Source organism: Bacteroides sp. AF32-8BH (genome assembly GCF_003435205.1).
GTDB lineage: Bacteria > Bacteroidota > Bacteroidia > Bacteroidales > Bacteroidaceae > Bacteroides > Bacteroides ovatus.
The window spans coordinates 107,070-131,231 of sequence record NZ_QVLZ01000012.1; the positions used below are offsets into that span (position 1 = coordinate 107,070).

The 24,162-nt window shown below is 39.9% G+C and carries 20 protein-coding genes and 3 pseudogenes; all 23 read right to left on the reverse strand.

Annotated elements, in window-relative coordinates; all coding sequences use genetic code 11:
* Nucleotides 1-2: 2 nt before the first annotated feature.
* Nucleotides 3-596 carry a sugar transferase gene (locus DWZ47_RS10690; protein ID WP_117513083.1) on the reverse strand — a complete coding sequence of 198 codons (594 nt, stop codon included), beginning with the start codon at nucleotides 594-596 and terminating at the stop codon, nucleotides 3-5.
* Nucleotides 597-641: 45 nt separating this feature from the next.
* Complete coding sequence (locus DWZ47_RS10695; RefSeq protein WP_147330782.1) at nucleotides 642-950, reverse strand: hypothetical protein; 309 nt, start codon at nucleotides 948-950, stop codon at nucleotides 642-644.
* Nucleotides 951-1,196: 246 nt separating this feature from the next.
* Nucleotides 1,197-1,471, reverse strand: a pseudogene (locus tag DWZ47_RS31375) (IS66 family transposase); the annotation flags it as partial.
* 315 nt (nucleotides 1,472-1,786) lie between these two features.
* Nucleotides 1,787-2,560 (reverse strand): glycosyltransferase family 2 protein, encoded by a 774-nt coding sequence (locus DWZ47_RS10700; protein ID WP_117513087.1) that lies wholly within the window; start codon nucleotides 2,558-2,560, stop codon nucleotides 1,787-1,789.
* Nucleotides 2,561-2,594: 34 nt separating this feature from the next.
* Nucleotides 2,595-2,891 (reverse strand): hypothetical protein, encoded by a 297-nt coding sequence (locus DWZ47_RS30330; protein ID WP_147330783.1) that lies wholly within the window; start codon nucleotides 2,889-2,891, stop codon nucleotides 2,595-2,597.
* A 210-nt stretch (nucleotides 2,892-3,101) separates the two neighbouring features.
* Nucleotides 3,102-4,004, reverse strand: coding sequence for an alpha-1,2-fucosyltransferase (locus tag DWZ47_RS10710; RefSeq protein WP_117513091.1), 903 nt, complete (start codon nucleotides 4,002-4,004; stop codon nucleotides 3,102-3,104).
* A 979-nt stretch (nucleotides 4,005-4,983) separates the two neighbouring features.
* Nucleotides 4,984-5,961, reverse strand: coding sequence for a glycosyltransferase (locus DWZ47_RS10720; RefSeq protein WP_117513095.1), 978 nt, complete (start codon nucleotides 5,959-5,961; stop codon nucleotides 4,984-4,986).
* A 2-nt stretch (nucleotides 5,962-5,963) separates the two neighbouring features.
* Nucleotides 5,964-6,863: a D-glucuronyl C5-epimerase family protein gene (locus DWZ47_RS10725; RefSeq protein ID WP_158570381.1), complete on the reverse strand. Its 900-nt coding sequence runs from the start codon at nucleotides 6,861-6,863 to the stop codon at nucleotides 5,964-5,966.
* 11 nt (nucleotides 6,864-6,874) lie between these two features.
* Entirely contained in the window at nucleotides 6,875-7,372 is a 498-nt protein-coding gene (locus tag DWZ47_RS10730) for a GNAT family N-acetyltransferase (protein ID WP_158570382.1), read from the reverse strand.
* A gap of 155 nt (nucleotides 7,373-7,527) precedes the next feature.
* A complete protein-coding gene (locus DWZ47_RS10735; protein WP_117513101.1) occupies nucleotides 7,528-8,583 on the reverse strand; it encodes a glycosyltransferase in 1,056 nt (351 codons plus the stop codon).
* A 2-nt stretch (nucleotides 8,584-8,585) separates the two neighbouring features.
* Nucleotides 8,586-9,107 carry an acyltransferase gene (locus DWZ47_RS10740; protein WP_117513103.1) on the reverse strand — a complete coding sequence of 174 codons (522 nt, stop codon included), beginning with the start codon at nucleotides 9,105-9,107 and terminating at the stop codon, nucleotides 8,586-8,588.
* On the reverse strand, nucleotides 9,104-10,024 hold the full coding sequence (locus DWZ47_RS10745) for a hypothetical protein (RefSeq protein ID WP_117513106.1): 921 nt from the start codon (nucleotides 10,022-10,024) through the stop codon (nucleotides 9,104-9,106). Before DWZ47_RS10745 ends, DWZ47_RS10740 begins: the two co-directional genes overlap by 4 nt.
* Nucleotides 10,012-11,139 (reverse strand): polysaccharide pyruvyl transferase family protein, encoded by a 1,128-nt coding sequence (locus tag DWZ47_RS10750; protein WP_158570383.1) that lies wholly within the window; start codon nucleotides 11,137-11,139, stop codon nucleotides 10,012-10,014. Before DWZ47_RS10750 ends, DWZ47_RS10745 begins: the two co-directional genes overlap by 13 nt.
* A gap of 4 nt (nucleotides 11,140-11,143) precedes the next feature.
* Nucleotides 11,144-12,031, reverse strand: a complete 888-nt coding sequence (locus DWZ47_RS10755; RefSeq protein ID WP_117513110.1) for a GNAT family N-acetyltransferase — start codon at nucleotides 12,029-12,031, stop codon at nucleotides 11,144-11,146.
* Nucleotides 12,028-13,128, reverse strand: coding sequence for a glycosyltransferase (locus DWZ47_RS10760; protein ID WP_117513112.1), 1,101 nt, complete (start codon nucleotides 13,126-13,128; stop codon nucleotides 12,028-12,030). Before DWZ47_RS10760 ends, DWZ47_RS10755 begins: the two co-directional genes overlap by 4 nt.
* Nucleotides 13,125-14,333, reverse strand: a complete 1,209-nt coding sequence (locus tag DWZ47_RS10765) for an O-antigen ligase family protein (RefSeq protein ID WP_117513114.1) — start codon at nucleotides 14,331-14,333, stop codon at nucleotides 13,125-13,127. Before DWZ47_RS10765 ends, DWZ47_RS10760 begins: the two co-directional genes overlap by 4 nt.
* Nucleotides 14,320-15,471, reverse strand: a complete 1,152-nt coding sequence (locus DWZ47_RS10770) for a Coenzyme F420 hydrogenase/dehydrogenase, beta subunit C-terminal domain (protein ID WP_117513116.1) — start codon at nucleotides 15,469-15,471, stop codon at nucleotides 14,320-14,322. The genes DWZ47_RS10765 and DWZ47_RS10770 overlap by 14 nt, the downstream gene beginning before the upstream one ends.
* A gap of 12 nt (nucleotides 15,472-15,483) precedes the next feature.
* Nucleotides 15,484-17,013, reverse strand: a complete 1,530-nt coding sequence (locus DWZ47_RS10775; RefSeq protein WP_117513118.1) for a lipopolysaccharide biosynthesis protein — start codon at nucleotides 17,011-17,013, stop codon at nucleotides 15,484-15,486.
* A gap of 509 nt (nucleotides 17,014-17,522) precedes the next feature.
* A pseudogene (locus DWZ47_RS10780) lies at nucleotides 17,523-17,841 on the reverse strand (GDP-mannose 4,6-dehydratase); the annotation flags it as partial.
* A gap of 87 nt (nucleotides 17,842-17,928) precedes the next feature.
* A pseudogene (locus DWZ47_RS30640) lies at nucleotides 17,929-19,297 on the reverse strand (UDP binding domain-containing protein).
* Entirely contained in the window at nucleotides 19,294-20,361 is a 1,068-nt protein-coding gene (locus DWZ47_RS10795) for an NAD-dependent epimerase/dehydratase family protein (RefSeq protein WP_117513121.1), read from the reverse strand. Before DWZ47_RS10795 ends, DWZ47_RS30640 begins: the two are co-directional and overlap by 4 nt.
* Nucleotides 20,362-20,363: 2 nt before the next feature.
* Entirely contained in the window at nucleotides 20,364-21,683 is a 1,320-nt protein-coding gene (locus DWZ47_RS10800) for a nucleotide sugar dehydrogenase (RefSeq protein ID WP_117513123.1), read from the reverse strand.
* Nucleotides 21,684-21,737: 54 nt separating this feature from the next.
* On the reverse strand, nucleotides 21,738-24,158 hold the full coding sequence (locus DWZ47_RS10805; RefSeq protein ID WP_117513125.1) for a GumC family protein: 2,421 nt from the start codon (nucleotides 24,156-24,158) through the stop codon (nucleotides 21,738-21,740).
* Nucleotides 24,159-24,162: the final 4 nt, after the last annotated feature.

Sequence of the window (24,162 nt, forward strand, 5' to 3'; positions counted from 1 at the left end):
AATCATCTTTCTGTAATAATCACCTTAATAGTTTGGAAGACAAGCCTGATATCGTACCAGAACGAAGCATTTTCGACATATTCAAGATAAAGTCTGATTTTTTCCTGCATAATCACATTAATATAGTAATCCTCAGGATTCTCCGCCTTCTCCATCAGCTCATTCTCGTTGCGGAACTTGATAGAAGCCGGATCAGTGATACCCGGACGCACATCCAACACATGCATTTGCTCCGCCGTCCAGTAATCCACGTAATGGCGCACCTCTGGACGAGGGCCAACAAGGCTCATTTCTCCTTTGAATACATTAATTAGTTGCGGAAATTCATCCAATTTGTACTTGCGAATAAAATAGCCGGAACGAGTGATACGAGGATCTCTTCCACCGATCGTTACGAGACTTCCCTTATCTGCTCCCACCCTCATAGAGCGGAACTTTAAGATTCTGAAATCCTTATTGTGTCGTCCCACACGCACCTGACGATAAAACACAGGGCCTTTGCTATCCCACTTAATCCAGATAGCCATAATAAGGAATATCGGACTCAAAACCAAGAGCCCGCATCCACTAGCGATAATATCAAAAAATCGTTTCATAATTTTTTTTGTTAGTCTAGCTCTAAAACAATATTAAGACAAAAGTTAAAGTTTCGGTATTCTTTCCGAACAATCCCCCCACCAAAGTCGCACCAACGTACCACAAGCACTCATCTGACAGAGTTCCTTGTGTTTCCAGCTATTGTGGAAAAGTCCATAGCTCTTCACCCACAACTCTATCAGATAACTCATGCCTGCCGTCATGCAATCGTTGCTCGCGAAGATATCATCTAATATCCGGCGAGAGAGTCGCTCCACATCAAACTCAACCTTCTGCTCTAGAATGTCAATCATCATCCCCCATCGATTACGGCAGATCCAGTTCAAGCACAACACAAAGTGAATATACCTCATACCCTTACACCACTTCCAGAACCCATTCCAATCAACTTGTAAAACCTTTACACGCAGAAACATCGCTCAATCCAACACATATCTGAAATATATCTTCTCAAACAAAAAATGCAGTAAAGCATAAACCATCAGGAACAAAGCCGTAAAGTCCACCGATAAGCACTCAATTTAGGACATACCACTTAATTAAGGCACTAGATAGTGCCCTAAACCGAGTATTGTTAAAGATTAATCCTGATTTCAACATTAGCCATTGACCAATAAGATTTTATTGGGGATTAAATTTAGATAATCCCTGCAACCATTAAAGTTAAAAAAAATGTTCCAATGAAATTTAGACTGAACTACCTAGTAACTTCACGGTTCTTATCACAAATATGATACGTAGCTACCGTTTCTGATCCACCATCGCTACCATAATGAAAAGCATTGTTCCGCTGAGTCATTAACCTTCGGATGGTGCGTTAAGCTAAATTATTGTCTATCGGAAAATCCCCATTTTTCAAAAATGCAAAGTTCTCATTTCAAATCACATACGTCCGCAGCCCCTCTTGGTATAGGCAAAAGTCACCTCGCGCATCTCATTCACCTGCTGCTCCACCACATCCGCGTTACCGTACCAATCGAACAATACTGGTAACGGGGTTGCAAAGCTTTCGACACACGTTCCATTACGTCGAACGCCACAGTCGTCACCCCTACCTTTGGAACAACAGAATCACCTCATTCCAGTCCTCTTCCGAGCAGTCTTTCAGCACATCCTCATCAATCGGACTGTCATTCAACACACAGGACAATAAGTGAAAAAATATTTTACGCTAATTTATGTTCAAAGCCTAAATTTTCTTCACGTAAAACATTTTCTTGTATGCGTTTCCGATGACATTCATGCATACCCAGAAAGTAGCACGAACCGGATTCATCTCCTCCGCCACATGGAACAGCGGATAATGTGCCCAGATGCGCTTATGCAACGGCTTCGGCGTGATCGACACAGCACGGCGACGGTAGCGAGCCAGATTCTCCTTCAGCAGATAGCAAGGTGACTTCTTCACCACCTTCAACCACATGGCTGTATCATTGTTTTTCTTGATATCCTTGATCTGAATGAGTCCGATCTTCTCACCATCATACATCACCGCTAAACACCCTGGCCAACAGCAGGTATACATATCGAACTCAGACACCTTCTTGATCCCCGAAATATACACGCCCAAATCCTTTCCATCCTCACTCATCTCCGTATAATCGTGATAAGTAAAGGCATAGTCGTTCTTCAGCATAAACTTCAGCTGATGCTCCAGCTTCTCTGGCAACCACAAGTCGTCCGCATCCAAAAACGCAATCCACCTACCCTTCGCCCTACGGAGCGCATTATTGCGAGTGATAGCTGCACCTGAGTTCTTCAGATTGCATTCATACTTGATACGAGGGTCAGCCTCTGCATAAGTCTCAACCACCTTATCTGTATTATCTATTGAACAATCATCTTGTATCAACAACTCCCAATTCTGGTATGTCTGTGCTTGAATACTCTTAATAGTCTCACCTATAAATTTTGCACACCCCCATGTTGGCGTAATGATTGATACTAATCCATAATCTTGCATACAACGTTATTATTTCTGAAGTTTGTTATTCATATTATTTCAACTTCTCAAAATCATCCCTCCAAGCAGGAAATGGACATTTCTCGTCCAGCTCACAATAGAGGTTGAGATTATAGTTCATCAGTTCCATCGCCTTCTCCACTACTTTCTCATGCAGGTAGTCGCTTACACTATTGGTCTGCACAGGAGCCTTCATCTCTAGCACCACAGCCCCCTGCGTTTGTTCCTTATCAAGATAAGCAAAATGAGGTGAAACAGTATTGGTGAAAATATTAACAGCCAGAGGACAAGTCTTCTTCAGTCGCGCCAATACATCCTTATAATTATGCATTCCTTTCAGCCGGTTCCAAAAATCTCCCCATATGCACGCCAATAGCAGCCTACCCTCAGAGAGAGAATAAATTGATACTGTGAGATATATCCCCCTCTTTATCTTAAAGATTAATTCTACACAATCTTTCTGCACAAGGAATGTCATTTTACTTTCGCCAAAGAATTTTGCGGAAGCCCTAGAAGAAATGAATTTCATGTTCATATTAGATTATATAATTCTTTTCCAGCTCTCTTCATATACATCTATTTTACAATCTCTATTCAGCCAAGGCTCTGGAGCATACACACGGTTCACGTGCTTGTTGAGGAAAGCACCCCACCACGAGAAGGAACTATTGGCAATTATCAAGTCCTTGCAATGCGTCATCAGGAACATGTCCCAACAACTGTTCTTGCCAGTATTACCCGATACGAACAGCACATCATGGCCAGCTATCAGAGGCGTAAGGTTCTCATGACACCATCCCACATCGTTCGAAAAGATAAAAAACGCATGCTTCTTGCCATCACTCACCACATCCTTTATGGCCTTCTGGTAATACTCCACACCACAAATACCACGGAACTCTGGTTCGTTCAGATAGTCTCCCCTGCGCACATGCAAGCCCACCGACTCCGTTTGCTCTATCTTCTTGATGAGACCAGCATTATACTCATTCGGCTCAGGCTGCCCATACACTTCCTGCAATTCTGCCTTTATCTCCGTGAAATGATGTACCGACTGCCAATAGCCCTCGTAGTAGCAATCCCCTTCACGCTCCAGAGCAGCCTTGTCAAAGGTATAGTTCATGCTATAAGGCGGCACGTATTCCGTCTTGCGCAAAGGCAGGAACTTACGCCCTAAACGTGACAGCACATAGTTTGGAATCCAATATGATATCTTTGCCAGCTGGCGGAATCCTGCCACGGGCATCTTTGCCTTCGGGAACACCTTGTCAATCTCATAACCATTATGCAGATTGATTCCCTTGAATTTTTTGAAGAAGATGGTATGGTAATGTTGAGTGTCAATATACACCTCCTCATTGGGATGTTTATGCTTCAACGCCATGGCAAATGCATACTGCCACATCTGGTTACCAAGACCACCGGTTATGTTTACGATTTTCATATTTTTCCAAGCAATAATTTTGCTGTAATTCCATTTCGAGATAGTAATTCAACCAACGCAATTGACATACAACTTGTTAACACAAAACTAATCAACACAAGAGTGCCTATTGGTAGCGATGTAAATGTAGCTACAAGCCAATGTGACAAAAGGATTATCATAGTAAGATAAATAGCATACAATCCTAAGGATATTTGACCAATATAAGCCGTCCCATTAGAGAGTACCTGTTCCATTCAAAAGCAAAGGACAAGTACTCCAGATAGATTTCCACAAATGCTGTAGCAAAACGATATGAGTATTGTAAGTATGAAAGCCGGAATATAAGGAACATTAAAAAAAGGCAATTCATGCATATTCCAGAAGCTTGCCATAGCAAAACAAACAACAGCAACATCACAGTTTTGGTCTTGACAAGTAAACCGCCATACTTGTTTACAATAATAACCAAATAGATAGAAGACGAAGTAATATGAGATAAACTGGCCCTCAAAACTCGAACATCTGCAAGCACCATCATCAAGACCATTGCAACGGTCGTCAGTCCCGCGACAATCTCTTACTTGATTCTAATCAATCGATTAGCCCACACAACATTAAAATTATACCAACTGCCCAAAACGCTCACAAGAGCCCCAAGAAACCTCCTGACGAGAACATTGTATGGAATAATCCTCTTAGAGATAGAGAACCACCCAATAACCATATGATTACTAGCCACAAAAGGAAGGGAACCAATAGCTAGTGAGTTCTTCTTTCACAGATATTTATAATTTCTGATATGGGGAGGAGATTTTTGAAGAGCGGAAATTGACAAAGCCACTAAGGTCCATAAATACTGACATGTGGAATAAATCAAGTTCCATATATAATTTGATCCACACTCCCCGTCTTTAAGCAATACTGAATTACATGTCCAAGAACAACAGCAACATCAGCCATCTTTTGAGTGAGTCTATCCAGATTAATCTCTGTTTACTCATAACGCAATATACTTATCTACAACCTTTCTGTTTACTCTTACGAAATCAAGTCTATCTTGCAAGTTCTCTCTTGTATTGTCCGTATAAATTTTCGCCATTACATCAGCTATTGTATCAGCTGCCTCCTGTGGATTACGACTTATGATAGCACTATTCTGAAGACCATCCAACTGCTTTGCAGCATCACCTACCTGCACGCTGAATACCGACTTGCTAAGAGCCAATGCCTCACGAATGATATTTGGCGACCCCTCTTCATCGCTTGTCAACAACAGAAACTCACACGCATTAATGTAATGAGGCACCTCTTGAGGCTTCACTCCACACATGATGAGCAATGAGTAGTTGCCACCCAAGTACGTAACAATGGCTTCTGCAATATCACGCCTCTTAATGCTGGTATTGCTAACATCAGAAAAGAGCACATATTTCTTTCCTTTATCAAGACCGAGATACTCGATTGCTTCGTCTTTAGCAACAGGAAAGAACGCGCTATAGTTCACGCCCAACGACTGAACGAAACTCTTCTTCTGCATGTGCGAGGCCAAACATTTTGGCACATAATCCATCATCTCGGCAGCCACAAAACCACATCTATCAAACAATCGGATGCTTAGAAATGACGCCTTCTGATTAAGCCAAATCTTCAGGCGTTCTTTCCATCCTTTTGCAGTCTTCAATGCCCTGGCATGAATGTCGGTTCCATGAAAGGTGATCAATTTCTTAGCACCCACTCCTATCAAAGCAAGCCATATTATTAAGGCATATACACCACCAAAGTGGATGTGCACCACATCATATTCTTTTGCAGATAAACGAATTTCCCGAAGGGAAAATAGGCTATTACTGAAAGGTAGGAACTCCACCATCTCTATGCGCTCGTCTTGTTCCAGAGCATCCCGCATTCGGTACATGATAGGATTACCAACTCCCCAAGCATTCTGCCTCTGATTTGAAACTAAAAGAACCTTCATTATTATTCCAATATCTTCTGAATTGATTTCTTAACAAATGCCAGCCCTTTGCAGAAAGGATTCTTCTGCTCGCGTGCCCATCTCTTGGCGTACTCATCAAAGATGGACTCACCGGTGAGCTGATACATTGCCTGCATCTGCGCCACATGTAGGTTGTGATAAAATGGACTGGCAATCAAACCATCGAAGCTATACATGCTCCAATACGAGTTCTCAAACTGAGGTAAGATATTGATCAGTGTATTCTGCGTTCTTTCCAATGCCTCCTTATACTTACCCTTATCACCTGTTGCAAGCACATAGTCATACAGCCCCCACCAAGCAAAGATAAATCCGTTCATCACCACCCCCTTGAAAGTGTATTCCATGAGGAAAGCGTCATCACCCTCATATTTGGTAGTACCACCATCCTCCAACGGCAAGAGCATGAAGTCAATCGCCTTCTTGGCAGCATCCAGATACTGTTGGTCATGAGTGTGAATGTATGCACGCACTAACAAAGAAGCTCCTTCACCTTGCGCCATAGCTCCGTATGGAGTGTCTGGACAATAGTGTGAGAAGTTGTTCCATCGCCCTTCGTCATCCTGTTGCACTAATGTCCACTCCACACACTGCATGAACTTGCAGTCGTAACGTTTATCCTTTGTCTGAAGATACAAGTCGTAACAGCCAAAACCATACTGAAAGATAGCCACAGGGAAATACGTAAACTTGCCACCCTCCAGATTGAGCTTGGGTAACTCGTCACCATCCAACAGTTCTGGTATCTTCATCACCTTCTCTGTCATGTTATTGTAGTACCCACGGACCTCACCCTTTGCAAAACACTTACCTATATCTTGATTCACATGCCACACGCTCTTGCCTGTAAGCATAAGATACCAACGTTTTATTTGATACATTGATAGAGCCATTATAATAGTTTCATGTATGTGAGCCCTTCCTCACCTCTCGTCCTATAGAGTTCGAAACCATTACGCTCGTAATAGCGTCGTGCCCTTAGGTTATCTGTTTTCACAGATAGGAGACATAGCTTACACCCATGAGTCTTCATGGCAGCAAGGTACGCCTCCATCATACCTTGTGCATACCCTTGTCCACGACCTTCAGGTACTACACATACGGAGAGAAGATCACCACGCTGGTTATTTAATATGTGTTCATATTTATCGTTAACTACTGTCCAGTCGCTCTGTGATGGCTTATGCTTCAGGCGTGCCAATATTTTGTTCCATGTCTGCTTGTTGCCTGTCAGCATCAAGAGGGCGTTTTTCCAAAGCACACTGATTCTGTTGTGCTTCATAAAGTTCTGCATCTGGTCGTCCTTATCCATATAGTAACCCATGCAGAAGCCTACGATTCCTTTCTCCTCATCATCTGCCACCCAAAACAATTCTGGATTATCGTTCAAATACTCTAAGTAAAAGGAAATTAGCAAATTACCCCCCCCCAATAACATTCTGATACACAGCTAATTGCGATGAGTAACTATCTGGAAAACAAATGCTATGTACCTTTGCTATCGCTGGTAAGTCTTGTATAGTTGCTTGTCTGATCATAATCGAATTATTTGAAACAGCTCAACAAAAGCTCTTTGTCAAACATGCTGTACTTATTCTCAATATTCTTTAATTCTGCAGCCTTAATCATGCAGTCAGCCAAAGCGTCAGGATCTTCAATGTTACAGTAATAGCCATTAGAACCTTGCTGAATAATATCTTTGATAACTGCCACACAAGTAGTACTTGCAACAGGTCGATTGAAGCACTGAGCCTCCAATATTACATTAGGGAAACCTTCCATTCGCGAAGGAAGCACAAACACATCACAATGCTTCAAGAATGAATACGGATTGCTTTGGAATCCCCAGAAAGTAAATTCTGATAGACTTTGGGCTTTTGCTATGAGTTCTTGTGCATAATCGGATGTATTGCGTCCAACGATATTCATATGGGCATTAGGGATGGCAGCTTTCACCTTAGGCCAAGCAGACTCCAATACATCAATACCTTTCGAATAGGCAATATTACATACATTCAAGAAATTGACTTCACCTGGGCGGAATGGATTCTTTGAGCCCTCTGCAGACGCACGAACGTAATCCACATCAACTGGATTGTTGATGGCAACGACTTTGTCATCTGGTAAACGATAGTACTCAAGGAGCTGATTACGCATCTCTACATTCTGAGCAACGATGATCTTTGCCGACTTAAGCAACCACTGATTGATGAACTTAATAACTATCATCTTGAGTCCGGCAATGCCCTTAGAAAGCTTGTTCTTAGGCATATTCGGAATACGTACTACTATAGGACGCTTTGTCATCTTTGCTGCAAGTATACCTACTATGCTGACATGTTCCCGACTTGAGAAATAGATGCTATCTGGATGAGCTTTCATGAATGCTATCAACTTAGGGATTGCATTCAGTACTCGTCCGCATTCCAAGCATGTCATCTTAAATTCTGACTCTATCCAATCAAGCATCTCACCCACGCGAAACCCGAAGTTCACGAACTCAACATTATACCCCTCTTTGCATAAAAGGCGCGCTATGGTAATAGAGACACGTTCTGCTCCACCGGCAGAAAGGTCTGGGAGAAGAAAATATATCTTCATAATTACTTTTTTACGAAACGGCTATCATCTAAAGAGAGTAAGTACTTCTTCTTTTCAGCAGAGGACATTCCCTTAGAGTGAACGTTAAACTTTTCGTTCCTGGCAATATAATCATCAATAGTACACAGAATCTTTGCTGGATTACCTCCTACCACAGAATGTGGAGGCACCGACTTAGTAACAATACTGCCGGCAGCCACTAGTGAGCCTTCTCCGATAGTAACCCCTGGCATAATTTGGGAATAAGCCCCTATATAGCACCAATCCTCAATTGTCACTTTGCCAAACACATCAAAATCAGGTATTACCTTCCTAATAGCATTACCTCCGCCATGAGTATGTATGGATACACAACGTGTAATCTGGACATGATTTCCAATTGTTACCAAGTAGGGCTCTGAACTCCAATCCCTAATAGAAATGGTTGTATAATCGCCTACTTTAACACCAAGATGCTTTGCATAGTTAATCGGTGATGCAAAGTATCTCCAGTATATAAGTTTAAAAAAATTGAATGGATTCATCGAAGTTTTGATTTTAAGAAACTAATTACAAAATTTACAAACAAAAAGAGTCTTTTATACAACAGATTTTTTTGTACTATTCTTAAATCAATGACCTCTAGCGCATCGCATTGATTATAAGTATGCACTCCACTAAACTTGTTTTTGAGGTCAATGTTTAACATATCCACAGTCAATTCACATAACTGCTCTTCTTGAATCTCCAACGGGTTAAATACCTCCCAAAAGATTGTAGATTTTCCATATTCTCCATCTGGGCAATTTTGTCCCGGTCTTATCAATTTGCCATTATGGCTAAACAGCAGACCTGCGTTTCTAATGCCGTCGTCAGAACATGTACCACCTTCTTTTATCTTTGATAATTCCAGACTATTAGGGTCAAGCTCAAACAGAACATTCTTAGCAATGCAGGTAGAGTTGACCAACTGTGATGCTAAAAGGTATGTTTTACCCTCCTTGTGAAATACAATCGTGTCACTTGAATCGAAGTGCTCTAACAACACTTTCTTGCGAACCCATTTATAAGGATATGACTCACACTCGTATAAAACAATATTATGTTGGCTTCCTGATTCTGGTATCATATATAAAATATCGTTCATCTCGAAAACACATGGAAAAGAAAGGTGATAAGGTTCCTCTATTACTATTTTAGGTTGTGAGAAACCACTTCCGTCATATTCCGAGACGCCTATTACCCCCTTATTTATCTCCTCAATAAATAATTCAAAGAATAATACCGTCTTGTTTTCAAATGAAAAAACGAAAGGATCAGCCCCCCATAAGCCAGACTGTAACTTCAACAATTCGAACTTTGTACCCTTATCAAAAAGAATATCCGACGAACGATCACGATACGCAATCATCCATGACATATTTCGAGCAGTTCTCTGCCAGTAGTAATTTATCTTCGACATAATGAGATACTTTCATTTAGGTAAGACTTTGACTCCTCAATCCATGAAGTGAGATTCTTGTAAACAATACTTCCATCAATAATATGGTCTTCAAAATTAAAAACAGACCAATCAGTATCGTAAGGCACAATCTTGTTATAAACAGACGCCTTTCCTAACATCGCTTTATATCTTTGATCTCCTATGAACCGCTCCTCTTCCAAAGAGAAAACTTTCTTATTATAAATTATTCCTAAGGCACAACCATGGAATGAATTTGTAACCACATAAGACGCATTAGAAAGTAAAGACAAAAATTCTGCTGGTCCGCTGCCGCTTTCTTCACGGCCAGTTATTGAGAGCTTCTGCTTGCAAGTCTTTACTATTATTGTAGGGATATCACTTTCCTTTGACCTTATCCACTGGATTACCTGCCTAATATTTGGATTATCACTCATAATGTAGCAGAAAATGTAACGTTCTGGCAACTTGAGTGAGTTTTCATAACTTTTCCAATCTTCTTTTGATAATAGAAACACAGGATCCACAGAAACAAAAGTTTCTATTCCATATTTTGACTTTAGGTATTCGGCAACAGTGTCTTCTCGTATAGACAATCTGTCATAGCTCCTTAATAACCTTATCAATTTTTCCTCATTATCGCCAGATAAACCACTCATCCCAAAACTAGTAGAATACGAAATTTTGTAGTTTTTGACATTTGGAAGAAAATAGCCTTCTGACTGATTTGTCAAAGAAAGATTAAACAATTGATCACTACCTGAGATTGCGACAGTATAATTCAAGGTTGCATCAAAGAATTCATTATCTCCAGAATAGTGATGTTTAGAGAGCTTATAGTGTTTATTCCAAAACTTCGCAAATGCAGTTGCCTTAGTCTTTGAATTCAGATAATACTGGTAGTTTAATAATTTCTTGGGCAAAGACAGGAGTTTCTTAAGGGTAGAATGTTCGCAGGTATTCGATGCCATAGGTTTGTTCATCGAATAATCGATAAACTCAACCTCATACCCTTGAATTACTAAGTATCGAAACAATCCTAACGCCTGAAATGTCGCCCCATAATTTGGTATATTATGTATTGTAATAATGCCACAACGAATTTTTGCCGCCATATCTTTATTTTTTGAAGAGTGGTTTAATTTTTCTGTGAACAAAATCACGGATAGCATATATGCCTTCTGCAATCTTACTTCGAAATACTACACCGTTGTATATCACTTCTTCTGTACTGCCGTAACGCTTTTTGTACGCCAAATCACCGCCTGCAAGATAAAGTTCGCGATATCCTTTTTGTATCAGTCTCGTCAAATAGATGTCATAGAGAATCTGACCACAAGAAAATTTTGAAAACTGAGTATCGTAGGTCAAATTTTCAATATAAACGATTGGACATTGTTCGCATGACAATAATATGGCACCTATCACGTCCCCAAGATACAAAGCATACACATTACTGACATGATACTTATTGAGATATTCTTCTGTAGACAAATGATAGTCGATGTTATGCGTTACTTCTTTTAACTTAAAATAGAAGCTAATAATGTCCGAGGGGCAATCTTCGGTAGTGTATTCTTTAATCTGGTATGACCCAAATGTTTTTGTCAGAATATCTTTTTCTCGCTTAATATTATATCGACCTTTCTTTGAAAGACGTGCTCTTAAGTCTTCCTCATTATCAGGAAGTGTTATTCTGAAATGATTCTTAGGGAAGGCCAATCCTGTGCCAATTAGCGCATACTCATAGCGTATTGTTGAAACAAATGAATATGATTGAAAAATCGCTTTCTCGACTTCAATTAGGATATTCTTGGGAATATCCATAAGCCATATTCCAAGATAGCATTCTTTATTGATAAAGGCTGCCATTATATTATATGACATGTTGCCTTCTGACACTTTAATCAAACAGCTTTTAGTAGCCCATAAGTCGCATCTGTTGTAGATCATATTTGGGATAATACAACTTTTGCCAGATCCATTATTGAAAAATTCAACTTTCATTTTGAGTTATATATTTTATCTATTTCAAAACTGATAGTTTCTGCTTTATAGTCCGAACAATCGTAGTGTTCACGGCAACCACCAGACTGCTCAAAGTCATGCATTATAGAATTAGCCCATATGCAGGGATCATCTTCGATGGATAAGTATCTTACCCCCCCTGCGTTTGCTTCCTGAGGAATTACATCTGAAGCAAAACACCTCAAACCCATGGATTGAGCTTCAACCAGAACAATTGCAAAAGACTCAGTCCTTGAAGGTTGCACAAGATAACATGCCTGTGACATTAGCAATGGGATATTGGAGGTCGCTGAATGGAATTCTACATTTCCTTTGAGAGAATTCGATTCGATATAGTCATTTAACAGCAAGTCATATCCTCCGTAAGCCTTTCCCACAAAAATGAGACGTGCATTCTTGTAGCGTTTAACGATGTGATACAGTATTTTTGCACTGTACAATTGATTCTTTAAATTACTAATGTTTCCAACCTGTATTAAAACTGGGCAAGAGAAAGAATTCTCATCATAATCAGTCTGGCTGAATACAATAGAGTCAAATGGATTCTTTATGATAAAATAACTGCCAAAAAATGAACTATCACATGCCAATTTCGAACAACCTATTTGATGTGTTGCATTCTTATTAATTATCTTCTTTAAGAAATCATTCTTTACCCTAAAAAAGTAATTGTTATTATGATCATCGAATATTACATGCGCTTGCGATATTCGAACTGGCACATTCATCTTTTTTGCCGCCTTCAGAGCGAACGTACTTTCAATGCCATTATGGCAATGAACGACATCATATGGCCCCCTATCCTTCAAAATTTTCTTTAAGTAGAAATACCCTTTTGTAAAGCGTAAAAATTTTTCTCTTTGCTTGCCTAATCTCGAACTTCCTCCACCATAATACATTCGAAAAATCTGCCCGCCATACGACAAAAACTCTTCATCATAATCTCTTTTGTCTTTAGAAAAGACAACTATATCAAAAGAATACGTATTGTGCAGACACCTGAGATAATTCATTATGACAGTTTGAATACCACCTCTATTTAATCCTCCTTGAGCTATGATTAAGACCTTTTTCATTCTACTGCGTAATAAGATTTTTTAAGTTGGAAAATATAAACATAAAATGCCATTAGGAAAAAATAGTAGATTTTGGAGTAGTAAGAAACAAGTCCATAGTCTGCCAACACTATACTAACAAGCATAATGACTAGTATTTTTCCGCCATCTTCCTGCAAGCCTCCATAATTTTTTGTTAACCAGAAAGAGTTGAAGAACATTCGGTAATACAGCCAAAAACCTATTGCACCTCCGTTGGCCAAAACTTCTGCAAAATTATTATGAAGATAACAATCTTCCCCTAAAACCTGTGCATCAATGATATGAGCATTTCCCATTCCTATTCCAACAATAGGGTTCTCCAAGAATATAGCATACCCAAGGTTTGCCATTTCTTGCCTGATCATAGCAGAATGGTCGACTTCACCTGTTCCGATAATAAGTGCTATCAAGCCCTCCATTCTTTCATTAAGACCTGCAAAGATTGACATTTGCGATATAACTAAGACTAATACAACCAACAATACTATTGTTGTTATGAATCTAAAAATGAGAGACCTTATAGACGAAGCATCTGCTTTAAGCATATATACAGCCAAACTACCCAAGACTAAAATGACCATTGCTTTTCTGCTACCACAGGCAGCCAAAACCATTATAATAGGTATATCCATTAATAAGAGCCAATATCTTTTTTCATAGATGAAATAATAAACACTCAAGATAACTGAGAAAGCACACAAAAGACCTATTGCATTAACGTTATCAAATGCAGACTCTAATCTATAACCTCCCATAATGACAAACATAATATGCCCCACTCCATAGAACAATATCGCATACACTGAAATTATGAAGCCACCCCACATAATTGATTTCAGTAATTTGTTGAAACCGTCTTCTAACGTTGTATAAACCCAAAAGAATATTGATATACATACAAGTATTTCCATTATTGTGGTTCCTTTTTCAATAGCCTCTTGGGAATTTAGAGCCCACAAGGAAGAGAGTAAACAAAAAACGCCAAACAAAAATACGGAAGAGTGGAAACTTGTAAAGCAGATATCATTTAGCCCTTTACGATGTATTTGAAGGACAAGGATAATTGCTGTTACAATTAGCAATGATAACGAACTCCAGGCAGAGGTGTTAAATATACTGAAGCAGGCATACAAAGCTGTAGTTAACAGACAAATCAACTTCTCTGAAGTACTACTTTGATTCATGACGTATGATTGATTTAACTAATTTTTTTAATTGAGTTATACGATAATTGAATCCAAGATCTCCATATTTCTTAGCAACATACAAGAAACCATACCTAGTATAATCATGAACAAACTGATCATGTTTAGGATTCTTAATCGTTGGATGAACAAGTTGCGGCTGAATACAATCAGCAGTTTTACATTTTTGTAGGAAATGTGATTTGGAAATACCATCAATTATATTAGCACCTATGCAGGTATTAACCAACAACAATGAGATGCCTTTATCATCGTTGAATTTTTCCGAAATATTGTGCCATCCCCAAAAATCACCGATTGTTATGTCTGACACTCTTCTTAGATTTGTAAATGGGCAGACATTACAAGACTCTCGGATTGTATAACCTCTAAAATAGAGATAATTAGACGTTTGGCCATATTTAACAACTCCATTTGAAAAAATGAATCGTTGCAGATTAGTATTCCAGCCACAATTCTTGTCTCTAAAACAGGTTTGGATTATTTGGCTTTTATGTTTGCCTTGCACGTACTTCAAATAATCTCTCCATACTGCAGGTGATGGCACTCCGTGACAAATAATGTCTATAGTAATAAGATTTTTCTGATATCGAGTCGGCAAATAAGACTTTAAGCCTGCCACTTGACATGCTGTTCCTGAAAACAGAACGACATTACCAGCCTTTAGATCGGTTAAAATCATTGAATATACCGAACCTAAATCGCTTTGTACATACTTCGAGAATCTAATTTCATCAAGCTGCTCTAAACTAGTTACTCTTTTGTGTTGTACATTGAGGTCATCGCTAAAACCTGCTCCATAGACAATACCTTCTCCTTGTATAATGTGACTAGCAATCGCATAAAAAGCTCCACCACTTTGACTCTTCATAAGCTCGGACTCATCACTAAAGCGAAATGCATAGGCGATTTGATCGAACCCATCAGAATAATCTTTGTATTCTTTATTGAATTGACAAACTCTATCACATAAACCACAGTTAACACACAAGTCCTCATCTACAGAAGGATATATAAAACCAAGTACATCTGGCTTCATCTTTATTGCGTTGCGTGGACAGATGTTAACACAAGCAGTACACCCACAACAATTTGACTTATCAATAATACTAACCATTTTCTTTATAGATTATCTGCGACGCAAAATCACTGTGATTTTCCTTTTTATGAATTCTCTTTCTCCTACGTTGACTCCAACAAAGTACACTAATGAACATAAAGATAATTCTGTAACACCTAAGTTAAAAAGGAAACTAAGTAATCCTATTTCACAGAAACTTGCTATTATATACGATATGCTTATACAGATTAACATGATAACCAGACATCTCATAACAGTACTCAAAAAAAATTCACGCACAGGAAATTGAGTCATTAAACGAAGCATTGAAACTCTCAAAAATAAAGCTCCAATTGCAAAGAAAATAATCGAGAATTGTGCTAATTCTGGACTTCCACCACAATAAAGAATAAACCATGCAACAGGGAAGTTGAGCAAATTAAACAACCCTACAACTATCTGGTATCGCTTGATTTTTCCAGTAGCCAGCATGAGGTATACAAGAGGTGATGAAAATGAATCTATGAGCGAGCATATAAGGATAATCTGAACAAAAGTAGCCGTATGTGCTGGAACTTCCTTAAGCCACAACTGTAAAACAAATTCCGTTTCAGTAATCAGAGGTACAATCATAGCAGTCAAGAGAAGAAATGCAAGGCGACTGCTTCTCAATACTAAATCATGCGACTCGTTGACATTGTTGCTTGCATACGACTTAGTAATTTGAGGTTGCACAGCTACATAAAAATTATGAGAGAACTTTATAACAACTGCTTGAACCTGTGTTGCAAGACCTCTTGCTGCATTGATAACAGGACCATTGAAGACGTTAAATAAGATATTAATACCTTGGTCGCGGAGAAGTCCAGATATGCTACCAATGAAATTCCACCCTGCAAAGCCGAACATTTCCTTGAAAAGTTCCTTGTCAAATGTCCATTTGAATGAACACTCTTCGAAATGTTTCTTGCAATAGAAGTTGTAAATCGTTCGAGTGATGAATGCCACAAGGCACATGAACGCTCCATACACGATGAGTTCATCGAATGGAGAGTACATTACCATAAAAGCAATAGCAAGATTAGCACACCCCTCAAATATACCAATATATGCGAATGCACCCATTCGCTCGTGAGCAATGAGAGCTGCATTATAAGGTGTACTCCACAGATTGAGAACAAAAGTAATCAAACCAAACTGGAGCACCCAATTTGCAGCCACCTCTCTTCCTGCGGGTATGGTCATGTGTGTATTTAGGAACCATACGCCTACAGCCTCTACAAGCAGTACGACAATAATAGCAAGTGATATCTGTATGATAATAGCTGTGCTAAATACTTTCTTTAATTTGTCCTTGTCACCTTGACCAAGTACAAATGTGATGAAACGACTGATAGCCCCAACAATGGAAGATGAGATCATTGAGAACATGGCGATAAAGCCAGCTACGGCATTATAGACACCATAATCCTCTACACCAAGAGCCTGAAGAATGACTCTTGAAGTATATAAGTTTACCACCATCAGGAAAAGCATCCTGATGTAAAGCATTAAAGTATTTTTCGCTATACGCTTGTTATTTGTTACTGTATCTGACATTTACTGAATATTAACTTGTTAACTGATAATTTGAGATAAATATAAGTACGGAACGTTGAATCCGTAATTCTGCACGCTTCATGATTACCGACGACCTTAAAATTAAGGAAGGACTAAAAATTGTTATACCAAATCACATTTAATCTGAGGTCGAACATCATTTTCTACTTCTCAACAATGCTTCTCGTTACATCTGCGACTGCTTCTCCCTGAAGGGGGGGCTTGAAAAACAAATACTTGGATTAACATGAAGAGTTTCGTCATCTTCAAGTAAAGCAATAAGAAGTTATTGTACCTCTTTTTCTATGTCGTATGAGATAATGGCTATTGAAGAATCCATATAAATACAGTAATTCTATGTTTTTAGTAGGCAGAGAATTCGATCCGCAGCTTTATGCCATTTGCCAGCTTATGGGGAATTGCTACTTTACAATTACCTTCTCCAGATATTCAGCAAAATTCACCTTTCGAACATCAACAGCCACATTGTCGGTAGCAACCTTTGCCATATCGTACTGGAGGATGAGCCACATGCACTCTACGTAATCCTTGACATCCCCCCAGTTACGGAGAGAGTCGAGATTACCAAAGTAAAGGCAATTCTGCTTACCCTGAACAATGCGTACGACTGCAAGGGTAATCTTGCGGGTTACGAAGGTCTCGCCTCGACGCTCGCTCTCGTAATTGAAAAAGATGCCTAAACAGCAAAACATGTCATAAGTCTCACGATACTCCTTCACAATCCAGAAGCCATAAAGCTTTGCAACCACATAAGGACTGTAAGGGGTGGAAAAGAGTGTTCTCGTTTTGAAGAACCTCCTTCACCTTGTATAATATAATCAATTAGGGAAAATGAATAGTTTTTATTTGTTTTATTGGGAATCATTGAATAATGAATCCACGTCCCCTAATACTCTAGTCTCTACGGAATACGTCTCTTGTATATACTTTCTCTTCAACATCACTTAAACAATCATCGAAACGATTGGCAACAATAGCATGAGATTGCTTCTTGAATTCATCGAGATTGTTGACTACTTGCGAGCCAAAGAATGTTTTGCCATTTTCGAGCGTAGGCTCGTAGATGATCACCTCTGCACCTCTGGCTTTGATTCGCTTCACGATTCTCAGGATTGCAGACTAGCGGAAGTTATCGCTACTGCTCTTCATGGTCAAACAATATACTCCAATGATACCCTTGTGCTCTTTGCTGCTATCCCACTGACCGTTCTCACTATAGTAACCAGCCTTGTGAAGGACGGCATCTGCAATATAATTTTTACGAGTGCGATTACTCTCTACAATTACTGACATCATACATTGTGGAACGCTCTCGTAATTAGCAAGAATGCTTTGTATCTTTTGGAAAACAGTAGCCGCCATATCCAAATGACGAATTGTTATAATAGATGCCAATACGCAGGTCGAGACCTACTCCAAGAGATGATAGCCTGCATGTCTAGTCCCTTAATCTCTGCGTATGTGTCAAGCTCGTTGAAATAGCTGACACGAAGGGCGAGATAGGTATTGGTAAATTAACTTAACCGCCTCGGCTTCCTTCATGCTTATGAAGAGAGTATCGATATTATCCTTGATAGCTCCTTCCTGAAGGAGAGCAGCAGAGGTCTTTGCATAATCTTCTGCATTTAGATTGCCAATAACTGCTATAGCTGCATTCTCTTTTCTCTTCATCCCATATCTTTTCTTGATTAGAAAGAAATACTTTAGGATAGCCTACAATGATTCTTGATGGCCAAAGGCTATCTTCGAGAGCCTTGCTTTCACGAAGAAACTCTGGAGAGAAAAGAAGATTGAACTTCTTATCCTTGAGGGAAGGATCTATCAAAAACTTGAGAGCGTACTTGACATATAATGAGCGAGTGTAACCTACAGGGATGGTTGACTTGATAACCATGACTGCATTAGGATTAACGCTAAGTACTAGGTCTATAACGTCTTCAATATGGTGTGTATCAAAAAAATTCCTAACAGGATCGTAATTGGTTGGAGCTGCAATGACCACAAAATCTACGTCTTTATAAGCAGATGTGCCATCGAAGGTAGCAGTGGGATTAAGTTCTTTTTCTGTAAAAAACTTCTCAATATAATCGTCCTGAATAGGAGAAATACGATTGTTTATCTTCTCTACCTTTTCAGTGATAACATCAACAGCTGTGACCTTGTGATGCAGTGAAAGCAATGTTGCAATACTCAACCCTACGTAGCCAGTGCCAGCTACTGCAATCTGTAAATCCTTGAAGTCCCTCAATCGTTGTAATTTCATTTTTCGTTAGTACCATAGTATTTGGCGTACCATTGAGCGAAAGTCCCTAAACCATCACGCAAACTTGTAGATGGCTTGAAACCGAAGTCTTCCTCCAACGGAGTAGTATCAGCGTATGTTACAGGAACATCGCCTGGTTGCATTGAAACAAGTTTCTTGTGTGCTTCGAAATCATAATCGGCAGGGAGCACCTTGGCGGCGATGAGCTCCTCCTGAAGGATGGTGACGAAGTCGAGAAGGTTCTCAGGAGAGTTGTTACCGATATTATAAACCTTATAAGGAGGGATAGGAAGCTCATCCTCACCATTCTGCTTCTCTGGTGCGTGTTGCATAATGCGTACTACCCCCTCAACAATGTCATCAATGTAGGTAAAATCACGCTTACAGTTACCGTAGTTAAAGATCTGAATAGTTTTACCTTCACGAAGTTTGTTGGTGAACCCGAAATACGCCATGTCCGGACGACCTGCAGGACCATAAACAGTAAAAAAACGAAGGCCTGTTGAAGGAATGTTGTAGAGTTTTGAGTATGCGTGAGCCATCAACTCGTTACTCTTCTTGGTCGCCGCATAAAGACTGACCGGGTTGTCAACCTTGTCATCAGTTGAGTACGGAACTTTCTTGTTACTTCCATAGACTGATGAGGAAGATGCATAAACTAAATGCTCCACCTCATGATGACGGCAGGCTTCAAGGATATTATAGAAACCTATAAGATTACTTTGGATATAAGCATCAGGATTGGTGATACTATAACGAACCCCAGCCTGGGCTGCAAGATTTACGACAACGGAAATTTGGGTTTCAGAGAAAATTCTCTCTACCACATCCTTGTCAGCAATTGAGGCACGAACAAAAATCCAGTCACGGTTTAACGACTCTATTTCCTTGAGACGTTCATACTTGATATTGACATCGTAATAATCGGTGATGGAATCAATACCGATTACCTTAATATTTCGGAAATCATGGAAAAGACGCCTGACAAGATTACTCCCTATAAAACCGGCAGCACCTGTTACGAGCACTGTCTTTCCATCCAGCTCTACATTATATGGCAACATGGTCAGTCCCTTCTAAAAATATCACGTGTATAAACCTTGTCTGCCACATCTTCCAAATTGTTGTCAAAACGGTTGGCTATGATAGCCTTGCTCTGCGCCTTGAATCCGGCAAGATCGTTAACGACCCTGCTGCCAAAAAATGTAGTCCCATCCTCAAGCGTGGGTTCATAGATGATCACTTCCGCACCCTTTGCCTTGATACGTTTCATTATACCTTGAATGGCAGACTGGCGGAAATTGTCAGAGTTCGATTTCATGGTCAGACGGTATACACCGATGACACAGGCATGCTCTTTGGATACATCCCATTGTCCGTTCCCTGTATAATAGCCCGCCATACGGAGTACCGCGTCGGCTATATAGTCCTTACGGGTCTTGTTTGACTCCACGATAGCGGACATCATATTCTGGGGAACATCCTGATAGTTGGCAAGGAGTTGCTTGGTATCTTTCGGCAGGCAGTAACCGCCATAACCAAATGAGGGATTGTTATAATGTGTCCCGATACGAGGGTCAAGACCTACGCCCTCAATGATGGCTTTACTGTCCAATCCTTTCATTTCAGCGTATGTGTCAAGTTCATTGAAATAGCTGACACGGAGAGCCAGGTAGGTGTTGGCGAAGAGCTTGACTGCTTCAGCCTCTTTCATGCCCATGAAGAGTGTATCAATATTTTCTTTGATAGCCCCTTCCTGCAAAAGGGCGGCAAATATTTTAGCTGCTTCCTCCAACATAGTGACATCCGTAACGGAACAGATCGCCTCATTTTCTTCCGCAAACTCCGGACGATCGATGATCTTCGGATAACCTACGATGATACGGCTCGGATAAAGGTTGTCATAAAGAGCCTTGCTTTCACGAAGGAACTCCGGTGAGAACAGCAGGTTGAACTTCTTTACTCCTTTTTGGGCGTACTTTACATAAAGGTTACGGGTATAACCCACAGGAATCGTTGACTTGATGACCATTACGGCATCCGGATTCACCTCAAGCACAAGGTCGATAACCTCCTCCACGCGGCTCGTATCGAAGTAATTCTTCACAGGGTCATAGTTTGTAGGAGCAGCTATTACCACAAAGTCGACATCAGCATAGGCTGACCTCCCATCCAAAGTGGCAACAAGGTCAAGTGGCTTTTCAGCCAGATACTTCTCGATATAATCATCCTGAATAGGGGAAATCTTATTATTCAGTTTTGCCACCTTTTCTGGGACTACGTCCACGGCTGTTACATGATGATATTGGGATAGCAATGTCGCTATGCTCAATCCTACATAGCCTGTACCAGCTACTGCAACCTTAATGTCTTTGAAATCACGCATATTTTTTGATTTAGTTTTCCAATATTACAGATTTAGCATCTAGTATAAAACCTGTTATTCTTTGTTTCCATGTTTTTCTCCATATCCATAGCCATAACCGTAACGCTTGCCATAGCCATAATACTTGCCATATTTACCGTAGCCATAATAATAGCCGTACTTCTTTTTCTGAAGATCCAAGCCGTTAATGGCGATACAGAGGTTAGGCAATTTGTTGTTTTCAGAAAGCTCATTGATCAAAGTAAACTCTGCCTTACGGGTATAATCGGCACGGCATACGTATACCGACAAATCAGCAGTACGCCCTATCAGCAAGGTATCAGTTACCATACCCACGGGGGCCGTATCCAGTATCACATAGTCAAAACTAGCCTTCAATGTTTCGATGGCTTTCTCCAAACCGTCACGGGCCAACAGTTCCGTTGGATTGGGAGGAACTGCTCCACCAGGAAGAATAAACAGATTCTTGTTGATATCAGAAGGCTGCACCAAATCCATCAGATCAACAGTTGGATTAGTCAAAAATTGAGTAATACCATGTTCTTTTCTGGAAAGATTGAAAACTTTATTCAATCCCGGTTTGCGAATGTCAAGACCTACTATCACAACCTTTTTCCCTAACAAAGAAAGACTAATAGCCAAATTAGATGATACAAAAGACTTACCTTCACCACTAATGGTAGAAGTCACCAGAATCACATTCTTGCCATTTTCAAGTATAAACTGAAGGTTAGTACGAACATTTCGGAAAGTCTCACTCATCAGATTATTCTGATTCTCAAATACAGCTATAGAACCGGACTTTTCATCTGCTAACGGAATATCACCAATAACAGGAAGCGAGGTTAACTTTTCAACATCAACACGTCCCTCAATTTTGAATTTAGTCAATCCAATCAAATAAATGACACCTACCGGAAGACCTATCCCCAGCAGTAAGGCGGCAAGATAGACCATCATTTTCTTAGGAAAAACCGGATTATTATCTGCTAACGCTTCATCAATAATCTTGGCATTATTTGCAGTAGCTGCCAAAGTGATAGCATTCTCCTCACGTTTTTGTAATAACATCAAATATAATCCAGCCTTGATTTCCTGCTGACGAGCGATACTCACAAACTGACGTTCTTGAGTCGGCGCATCGCTAATACGACGAGAATAACGACTAGCCTCACGGGCTAAATCTTCTTTGGTTATCTGCAATCCTTTCAAAGTAGCATCCAGCGTAGCCTGTACATTGCTCCGCATCGCACGGATACTAGTATCCAAATTTATGATTGTGGGATTATTCTCGGTTGAAGTACGGAGCAAGCGCTTTCTTTCAACCAACATTTCATTATATCTGTCTATTGCACCAGCTGATGCTGCATCCTGTAATCCAATATTACTTGGCAGAACCTCATATTCATTACCTTGCATATAGCGTTGCAAATCCATCACCAAATTGATTTGAGTCTGGTTTTCCACACGCTTCTTTTCATATTCTGCATTACCGGTTAAGGCTATTTGCGCCTCACTGCTCAAATCTGTAATTCCAACGCTACGCTTGAAGTTCTCCAAGTCTTGTTCTGTACTTCCAAGTTCCTTTGAAATAATTCCAATACGTTCATTAATAAATTCTGCAGTTTTTTGGGCTACCTCATTCTTGTCATTATTGGCATTGACATTATACATCTCAAGCAACTTATTTATGAAATCCTTACCACGCCGAGTATTTGAATTTTTCAATGATATAACCACAACAGAAGTCATTTTCGAAGTGGGGGTTATCGACAAGGAATTGGCATATCCTTTTGCTACAGAGAAAGGCCTGTTAATGAAAGCCGTAATATGACGTTCTTTCGTCACGTTTTCCGGGCGAAAAGATGACAGTGTATCATTATTTGCAAAAAAGGCGATTGTACCCTCATCCGTCGGAAATACGGCAGGTAATTTTTCAAATTGTTTCCGATATTCCTTTTCCCCTATTGTAATCTGTACATCCATCGCACCCGTAGGCTGCAAAGTCATACTCACTTCCATCGGATGTGGAAGTTTATCCGCCTCCTGCGGAGTCAGGCTCACCACTACAGGCGAAGTACGGTAAAGTTCCCTACTAGGAAACTCATCTTCATCCTTATAAGTCACAAACAAACCTAAATGATTGACCACCTCTCTTGCTAATGACTTAGAACGTAAAACTTCTATTTCATTGTCTACATTATTTGACGAAGAGACAAAACCATCCAGTCCCATTCTTTCCAGTTCAGAGGACATACTTGCCCCACTACCTTTCTTGTCATCCTTAATCAAAACAGTGGCAGAAGTATTATAAACGGGTGTCGTCAGTCGCAGGTAGCCCCACGCACAGGCGATACAAACAATTACTGAAAACACGAACCAAGGCCAGTGAACCAGACAACGGAAAAGGATTTCCTGAATATTAAACTGTTCTTCAGACTGTCCTATACACTTTTCCTTTTTTTCCTCAATCATACAG